The organism is Parabacteroides sp. CH2-D42-20, assembly GCF_003670185.1.
Lineage (GTDB): Bacteria > Bacteroidota > Bacteroidia > Bacteroidales > Tannerellaceae > Parabacteroides > Parabacteroides distasonis.
In genome coordinates, this window is sequence record NZ_RAYG01000031.1 from 70,843 (window position 1) to 77,417 (window position 6,575).

Annotated in this window: 9 protein-coding genes and 2 tRNA genes; 7 read left to right on the forward strand and 4 right to left on the reverse strand. The window is 45.0% G+C overall.

All coding sequences use genetic code 11. The annotated features are described in order from the left end of the window. The first annotated feature begins 11 nt into the window (after positions 1-11). A complete protein-coding gene (locus tag D7V92_RS17590; protein WP_121773400.1) occupies positions 12-1,745 on the forward strand; it encodes a S41 family peptidase in 1,734 nt (577 codons plus the stop codon). Beyond that, positions 1,690-2,205: a 5-formyltetrahydrofolate cyclo-ligase gene (locus D7V92_RS17595; RefSeq protein ID WP_233572875.1), complete on the forward strand. Its 516-nt coding sequence runs from the start codon at positions 1,690-1,692 to the stop codon at positions 2,203-2,205. The genes D7V92_RS17590 and D7V92_RS17595 overlap by 56 nt, the downstream gene beginning before the upstream one ends. A gap of 109 nt (positions 2,206-2,314) precedes the next feature. Here the strand turns inward: D7V92_RS17595 and D7V92_RS17600 are convergent, their stop codons facing one another. After that, complete coding sequence (locus tag D7V92_RS17600) at positions 2,315-2,608, reverse strand: DUF721 domain-containing protein (protein WP_005865842.1); 294 nt, start codon at positions 2,606-2,608, stop codon at positions 2,315-2,317. Positions 2,609-2,610: 2 nt separating this feature from the next. Next, positions 2,611-3,708, reverse strand: coding sequence for a DNA replication/repair protein RecF (locus tag D7V92_RS17605; RefSeq protein ID WP_005861599.1), 1,098 nt, complete (start codon positions 3,706-3,708; stop codon positions 2,611-2,613). Positions 3,709-3,856: 148 nt separating this feature from the next. Here D7V92_RS17605 and D7V92_RS17610 point away from each other — a divergent pair, with 148 nt between their 5' ends. From D7V92_RS17610 to D7V92_RS17630, 5 genes are all read left to right on the forward strand, one after another. Continuing rightward, positions 3,857-4,540 carry a tetratricopeptide repeat protein gene (locus D7V92_RS17610; protein WP_005861596.1) on the forward strand — a complete coding sequence of 228 codons (684 nt, stop codon included), beginning with the start codon at positions 3,857-3,859 and terminating at the stop codon, positions 4,538-4,540. Between the two features lie 76 nt (positions 4,541-4,616). Next, positions 4,617-5,099 (forward strand): 6,7-dimethyl-8-ribityllumazine synthase, encoded by a 483-nt coding sequence (gene ribH / locus D7V92_RS17615; RefSeq protein WP_008774114.1) that lies wholly within the window; start codon positions 4,617-4,619, stop codon positions 5,097-5,099. 54 nt (positions 5,100-5,153) lie between these two features. Then, positions 5,154-5,236: transfer RNA gene (locus D7V92_RS17620), tRNA-Tyr, on the forward strand. 60 nt (positions 5,237-5,296) lie between these two features. After that, positions 5,297-5,369: transfer RNA gene (locus tag D7V92_RS17625), tRNA-Gly, on the forward strand. 113 nt (positions 5,370-5,482) lie between these two features. Beyond that, positions 5,483-5,815 (forward strand): hypothetical protein, encoded by a 333-nt coding sequence (locus tag D7V92_RS17630; protein WP_008774115.1) that lies wholly within the window; start codon positions 5,483-5,485, stop codon positions 5,813-5,815. A gap of 9 nt (positions 5,816-5,824) precedes the next feature. Here the strand turns inward: D7V92_RS17630 and D7V92_RS17635 are convergent, their stop codons facing one another. Further along, the gene (locus tag D7V92_RS17635; RefSeq protein ID WP_005861590.1) at positions 5,825-6,025 is read right to left on the reverse strand and encodes a hypothetical protein; all 201 of its coding nucleotides are present in this window, start codon (positions 6,023-6,025) and stop codon (positions 5,825-5,827) included. A gap of 51 nt (positions 6,026-6,076) precedes the next feature. Continuing rightward, on the reverse strand, positions 6,077-6,397 hold the full coding sequence (locus tag D7V92_RS17640) for a DUF4491 family protein (RefSeq protein ID WP_008774116.1): 321 nt from the start codon (positions 6,395-6,397) through the stop codon (positions 6,077-6,079). Positions 6,398-6,575: the final 178 nt, after the last annotated feature.

The following is a 6,575-nucleotide window of genomic DNA, read 5'->3' on the forward strand; positions in this document are numbered from 1 at the left end:
AAAACGTTTTTATGGATAAAAACAAAAGACTGACCGTATGGCTCCCGGTTATCATCGCGGCTAGTATCGCTTTAGGTATCTTTATTGGGAACCATTATTTATCTATCAGTCAAGGAAAGAAACGGTCCTACTCCAGCGGTAACAAGATAAATGCCATCTTGGACATTATCGACGAGCAATATGTTGACACGGTTAGCATGTCTAAGCTGGTAGAGAGTACGATCCCGAAAATATTCAGTGAATTAGACCCTCACTCCGTATATATCCCCGCCGAAGACGCTTCCGTGGTGAATGAGGAGCTGGAAGGTTCTTTCAGTGGTATTGGCGTATCATTTAATATGCAAACCGATACGATCCTAGTGATCAGCGTAATTAGCGGTGGTCCCGCAGAGAAAGCAGGTTTACTGCCCTTCGACCGGATCATCTCGATCAATGATTCTATTTTCTCCGGTAAGAAAAAGAACCAAGGAGAGATCATGAAGACACTCCGGGGCGCAAAGAACAGTACGGTGAAACTAGGCGTACAGCGAGGGAATTCTCCTGAGTTGCTCTATTTTGACGTAACCCGTGGAGATGTCCCTGTTAATTCGGTCGATGTTTCTTACGAAGCGGCTAAAGGTATAGGTTACATCAAGGTTAGCAAATTCGCCCGGAATACTTATAATGAGTTCATCACGGCGATCGCCAAGCTGAAACAAGCGGGCTGTACCTCTTTCGTGATCGACTTACGGGGTAATACCGGCGGATATATGGATGCCGCTATCAATATGATTAACGAGTTTATGCCGGAAGGACGCTTGATCGTCTACACGGAAGGTAAGTCGTTCCCCCGTTCCGACGTATACGCGAACGGAACCGGAACTTGTAAAGACGCCCCGATCGTAGTATTGACCGATGAGATCTCGGCTTCCGCCAGTGAGATCTTCTCCGGAGCGATCCAAGATAACGACCGGGGTACGATTATCGGACGGAGAACGTATGGCAAGGGTCTGGTACAAACTCAAATGTCATTGAGCGACGGTTCAGAGATGCGATTGACCATCGCCCGTTATTACACGCCGTCCGGTCGCTGCATCCAGAAGAAATATGAGATGGGTAATACGGACGCTTACGACCAAGATATCTATAACCGATATATGCACGGCGAGTTTGACTCGGCCGATAGCATCAAGATGGATGATTCCTTAAAATACCAGACCGTAGGCGGACGTACCGTATACGGCGGGGGCGGTATCATGCCGGATATCTTTATCCCTCGTGACACGAGCGGCGTTACCTCTTACTACTCAAATGTGGTAAATAGCGGCGTGCTTTACCTGTATGCGCTCGAGTACTCAGACCGCCATCGGGAGAAACTAGGCTCATTCAAGACTTGGGAGGAATTATATAATTACTTGCAGCAACAACCGCTCCTTTCCGACTTCGTGAACTTCGCGGCTAGCAAGGGAATCAAGAGACGTCCTACATTAATTAATATATCCGGCAAGTTAATCGAGAACCAATTGCAAGCGTATATCGTAAGGAATTTCTTCGACGAGGCGGGCTTCTACCCCATTTTTCTAAAAGATGACGTTACCTTATTACGCGCGATCAAGATCTTGCAAGAGGGAAAATCCGTGCCGAACGCGGAACTATTAAAACAATCAGCGAATGGAGACTTACACAGCCAAGCAGGCCCTACGAAAAGATATGGCCTCTCGAAAGAAAGAATATTCGAGGATTACCTTGTGCGAGCTATCGGATAAGATCATGGACCGCTTGGAACAGACGGAACTGTTCCAAGCGGCTTCTTGTATCGCCCTTTATCACGCTATAGCGGGAGAAGTACAGACCGCCGGCTTTATCGAGAAATGGTACCGGAAGAAAAAGCTTCTGTTGCCCTTGATCGTCGGTGATGATTTGAGATTGCTTCTTTACGAAGGGCCAGAATCCCTAAAACCCGGACCTTTCGGGATATTAGAGCCCAAGGCGGACGGCATAGAAGTTCCAAAGAATGAGATCGACTTGATTATCGTGCCCGGAGTCGCCTTTGACAAAGACAAGAACCGCATGGGACGAGGGAGGGGATTCTATGACCGCCTTCTTTCCACGCTCAACGCTCCCAAGGTTGGCATATGCTTCGGATTCCAGATGATACCGCAAGTCCCGGTAGAGCCACTCGACAAGAAAATGGATTACGTAATAACAGAAGACACCATCTATTGATCTCTCCGCAGAATATATACTTACTGGGGCAAGCCATATATACTTACCGGGGCTGGGCAGTATATGTTACTTGACCCAGTAAGTAATATTGCGAATGGTAAAGCCACACTCAATGAAAAACGATATTGGTAATGACCGAGGCACCCGCGTAATCATTCAAGCTTTTCACCAACCGTTCCCGGCAAAGCGTCAACTCGCTACGAAGTACGGAGGAAGTCAATGAGACATGAAGCACCTTATCACGTACATATATATTACGTGTGTACTGCATGATCGTAGGCCCTAAAACTTCTCCCCACGCACGCTGAACCCGGATCTCCATCATTTTCTCGTACAACTCGGTATTATCCTCGAAAAAGTCACGAAGCACCTCACCCAATGTCTGTGTATTTCTTCTCTGCATCCTTATTCCTCCATAGGTTGTACCTCGCCACGTTCCACACGGAAGAGGGCATAGTCATGATTCATAGCCAATAAGATCTCATCCAGATACTTCCGGTTCGTATCCGTAATAAAAATCTGCCCGAAGCCATTCTCGCTGACCAGTTTGATGATCTGCTCCACACGGCTAGCGTCCAGCTTATCGAAAATATCATCCAACAGCAAGATAGGTGTAGTCTGTCCCCGTTTATTTAGGAAAGCGAACTGAGCGAGTTTCAAGGCGATCAGATACGTCTTATTCTGTCCTTGCGAACCAACCCGGCGAATCAGGTACCCGCCTAACGTCATTTCCAGCTCATCCTTATGGATACCGGAAGAGGTATAGCCCAATATACGATCCCGTTCCCGGCTCATCGCCAATTTACCGGCAAGCTCCGTTTCCTCCAATTGCGAGATATAATGTAGCCCTACCTCCTCGGCAGAGCCGCAGATCGTCTGGTAGTACTCATTAAAGATCGGGGTAAAATCCTCCACCAGTTTTTTCCGCTTCTCGTAAACGATTTGGCCGTACATACCCAGCTGCATCTCCAATACCTCATAAAGAGAGGCATCCATGCTCTGATCTTTCAGCAACGTATTCCGTTGGAGCAACGCTTTATTATATTGGATAAGCGCATGCAGATAAGGCTTGTCCTGCTGCGAGATGATTAAGTCCAGAAAACGGCGTCGCTCATCGCTTCCCCCCCGGATCAAGTCGGCATCAGCCGGAGAAACCATGACCAACGGTAATAGGCCGATATGCTCGGACAGCTTGTCGTACTCCTTCTTATTCCGTTTGAACTGTTTGCGTTGCCTACGCCGCATGGCACAGAAAATCTCCTCCTCACGTCCCTCATAATCATAGTTACCCTGCACCACGCAAAGATCTTGATCACTGTTTATTATCTGGCTATCAGGCGTATTGACATGACTCTTGCAAAACGAGAGATAATGAATGGCATCCAATAGATTCGTCTTCCCCATCCCGTTATTGCCGAAAAAGCAATTCATCTTGGGCGAGAAAATAACCTCGGACTGAAGTATATTTTTGTAATTGAGAACAGAAAGCTTCTTTAGTATCATCTAAACCGTATTAATCGTACAAAATTAAAAAATATACTTCTAAGTATAGATTATATCAGCAAAAAAAACTACTTTTGCGCTTTGAATCGCCAACCGTATGGTATGGCTTAAAATCAGCGATAAAATTAATAAATAACTATAACACATTATGGCTACTAAAGAAAAGGACACCAACAAGGAGTTAGAAGTAGAAGAGATTGTCTCCAAATCGGAGCAATTCATTGAAAACAATTCAAAGAAGATTATTTACGGTATAATAGCTGTCGCACTCGTTGTTGGAGCTGTTTTGGGAATCAAGCATGGTTATTTAGTTCCTCAGGAGAAAAAAGCTGCCGCCGCCATGTTCAAGGGCGAGCAATACTTCGCCAGAGATTCTTTCGCCTTGGCTTTAAACGGCAATGGAGCTGACTATGAAGGTTTCGAGGCTATCATCGACCAATATGGAAGCACGGACGCCGGAAACTTGGCGAAGGCTTACGCAGGTATCTGTTACTACAAGATGGGCGATACACAGAAAGCGCTCGATTTATTGAAATCTTTCAGCGGAAAGGACCAAATGGTATCTCCAGCGGTTACAGGCTTGATCGGTGATTGCTACGTGAACATGGGTAATACGAAAGAAGGAATCAGCTATTTCGAGAAAGCCGCTAAGGAGGCCGACAATGAGGTAATCAGCCCGATTTACTTGAAGAAGGCCGGTATCGCTTACGAGAACTTGAAAGAGTATGACAAGGCTGTAAAGGCTTACACGACTATCAAGGACAAGTATTACACTTCCATGGAGGCATCCGATATCGATAAGTATATCACCCGTGCTTCGGCAGGAAAATAAATAAACAGTATATTATATAGTATAACAGAGGATGTCTCGGTCAAACAAGGCATCCTCTTCTTTTAAAGAGACAAGTATGGCTACAGCTTATCAGAATTTATCCGAGTACGACTTCAACAGCGTACCCGATGCTTCAGAGATGAACATCGGCATCGTAGTTGCGGAATGGAACAAGAACATTACCGAGAAGTTATTGGAAGGTGCTTGCAACACGCTTGAAAAGCACGGGGTGAAACCGGAGAACATCGTAGTTAAACGAGTTCCGGGTAGTTTTGAACTGACTTTTGGAGCCAAAAGATTGGCCGAGACTAAAGAATTAGACGCCGTGATCGTTCTGGGATGCGTCGTAAGAGGCGATACGCCACATTTTGATTACGTTTGTTCCGGCGTTACGCAAGGCATTACAGAATTGAATTTAATGTACGATATCCCTTTCATTTTCGGCCTGTTAACTACCGACACCATGCAGCAATCCGAGGATCGTGCGGGAGGTAGATATGGCAATAAAGGGGACGAGGCTGCGGTTACCGCAATAAAAATGGTAAATTTTTCTGCCTAAACGCTTGCAGGTTTCAAAATAAATCGTACCTTTGCACTGCAATTAAGAACAAGGGGGCAGTTACCAGAGTGGCCAAATGGGGCTGACTGTAACTCAGCTGGCTTTCGCCTTCGGTGGTTCGAATCCATCACTGCCCACCTTAATTGATCGGTTCACTATGTGAACCAATTCTTTCGAAAACCGAAAGAATACATATTGCGGAAGTAGCTCAGTTGATAGAGCATTAGCCTTCCAAGCTGAGGGTCGCGGGTTTGAGCCCCGTCTTCCGCTCTAGGAAAAGAGGAAAATCGAAAGGTTTTCCTCTTTTTTTATATCCTCACGATACTATATATCCGGGATAATGTCTACTTTAGCCCCCAATACAACAAATAACAAAAAGAGAGATGAAGATGGTGAAAGGGATATACGTGTTGCTGACAATGTTCCTATTGATGGGATGCGCTACGGTAATGAATCCTTATAAAATGGATAACCGGATGCATAAGATAGAGCTAGGGATGACCAAGCAAAAGGTTATATCGATACTAGGAAAGGATTTTGAGTCGGCTGGCGCACGAATAACCCCGGACGGCCCCATAGAGAGTATCAGTTATAAGACGGTCACCATGACGATAGCCGACTACTCTGAAGGCTACTACATCCTAAGCTTCAAGAATGGGATACTGGTAGAATGGTTCAAGGAAAAGACACCGATCAATAACAATACAGCGAACTAAGGTCTCCTTTTAGGCTACTAAAAACAAATAAGGCAGATGCCTCTGGGCATCTGCCTTCATTCTTTTACGATTATAAACTTTCTTCGATACATGAATCCGGTTATGACTGACCGGCCTGCCGTGGTTTTCTAACTCGGCCTCACGACTGCCTTTCCGGTTAGCCTTTATGTACTCGACTAACGGATCTTGCTTTTTTCTCTTTGTCTTCATAGCTTTATTGCTTTTATATCGCTTTCACGAGGGCAAAGATACGAAAAGAATTCATTTCACCTCACTATCGTCCCAAGGGTATTTTCTTTTCGGATTTCGAGGGAACCAGCCTTTCTGCACACGCTCCTCCTGCTCGAAAATCTCCTTGATCGTCCAGAACGATGAGAAGGCGAATACGCCGCAAATAGCGGACACAAACACGCTGTCTATAAACAGGGAAGCTATCACCCCTAAAATCCCCAAGACAAGGAATATCCACCAGCATTTCGTCCCCCAATAATACTCGGCCTTCACGACTACCGGATGAAACAGACCGATAATCAAGAATGTAACAATACCGATCAATAACCCATCAAAATTTATCATATCCATATCTGAATATTTATACTTATTACTATTATATGTAACAAATATACAAACAATATTCCACTTAACTAATCATTTCTTTCTATGAAGAGATAGAAACCTCTATTTGTGGGGGGTATTTGAATAAGCTAAATAGATGTTGATTGGAATATTTTTGAAAACCTGTTGAATATCTGAATGTTGA

What these genes read in the sequence shown, in the direction of transcription:
- D7V92_RS17590 (WP_121773400.1), top strand. Translation starts at nt 12, where the DNA reads ATGGATAAAAACAAAAGACTGACCGTATGGCTCCCGGTTATCATCGCG.
- D7V92_RS17595 (WP_233572875.1), top strand. Translation starts at nt 1,690, where the DNA reads ATGGCCTCTCGAAAGAAAGAATATTCGAGGATTACCTTGTGCGAGCTA.
- D7V92_RS17600 (WP_005865842.1), bottom strand. Translation starts at nt 2,608, where the DNA reads ATGCAGAGAAGAAATACACAGACATTGGGTGAGGTGCTTCGTGACTTT.
- D7V92_RS17605 (WP_005861599.1), bottom strand. Translation starts at nt 3,708, where the DNA reads ATGATACTAAAGAAGCTTTCTGTTCTCAATTACAAAAATATACTTCAG.
- D7V92_RS17610 (WP_005861596.1), top strand. Translation starts at nt 3,857, where the DNA reads ATGGCTACTAAAGAAAAGGACACCAACAAGGAGTTAGAAGTAGAAGAG.
- ribH (WP_008774114.1), top strand. Translation starts at nt 4,617, where the DNA reads ATGGCTACAGCTTATCAGAATTTATCCGAGTACGACTTCAACAGCGTA.
- D7V92_RS17630 (WP_008774115.1), top strand. Translation starts at nt 5,483, where the DNA reads ATGAAGATGGTGAAAGGGATATACGTGTTGCTGACAATGTTCCTATTG.
- D7V92_RS17635 (WP_005861590.1), bottom strand. Translation starts at nt 6,025, where the DNA reads ATGAAGACAAAGAGAAAAAAGCAAGATCCGTTAGTCGAGTACATAAAG.
- D7V92_RS17640 (WP_008774116.1), bottom strand. Translation starts at nt 6,397, where the DNA reads ATGGATATGATAAATTTTGATGGGTTATTGATCGGTATTGTTACATTC.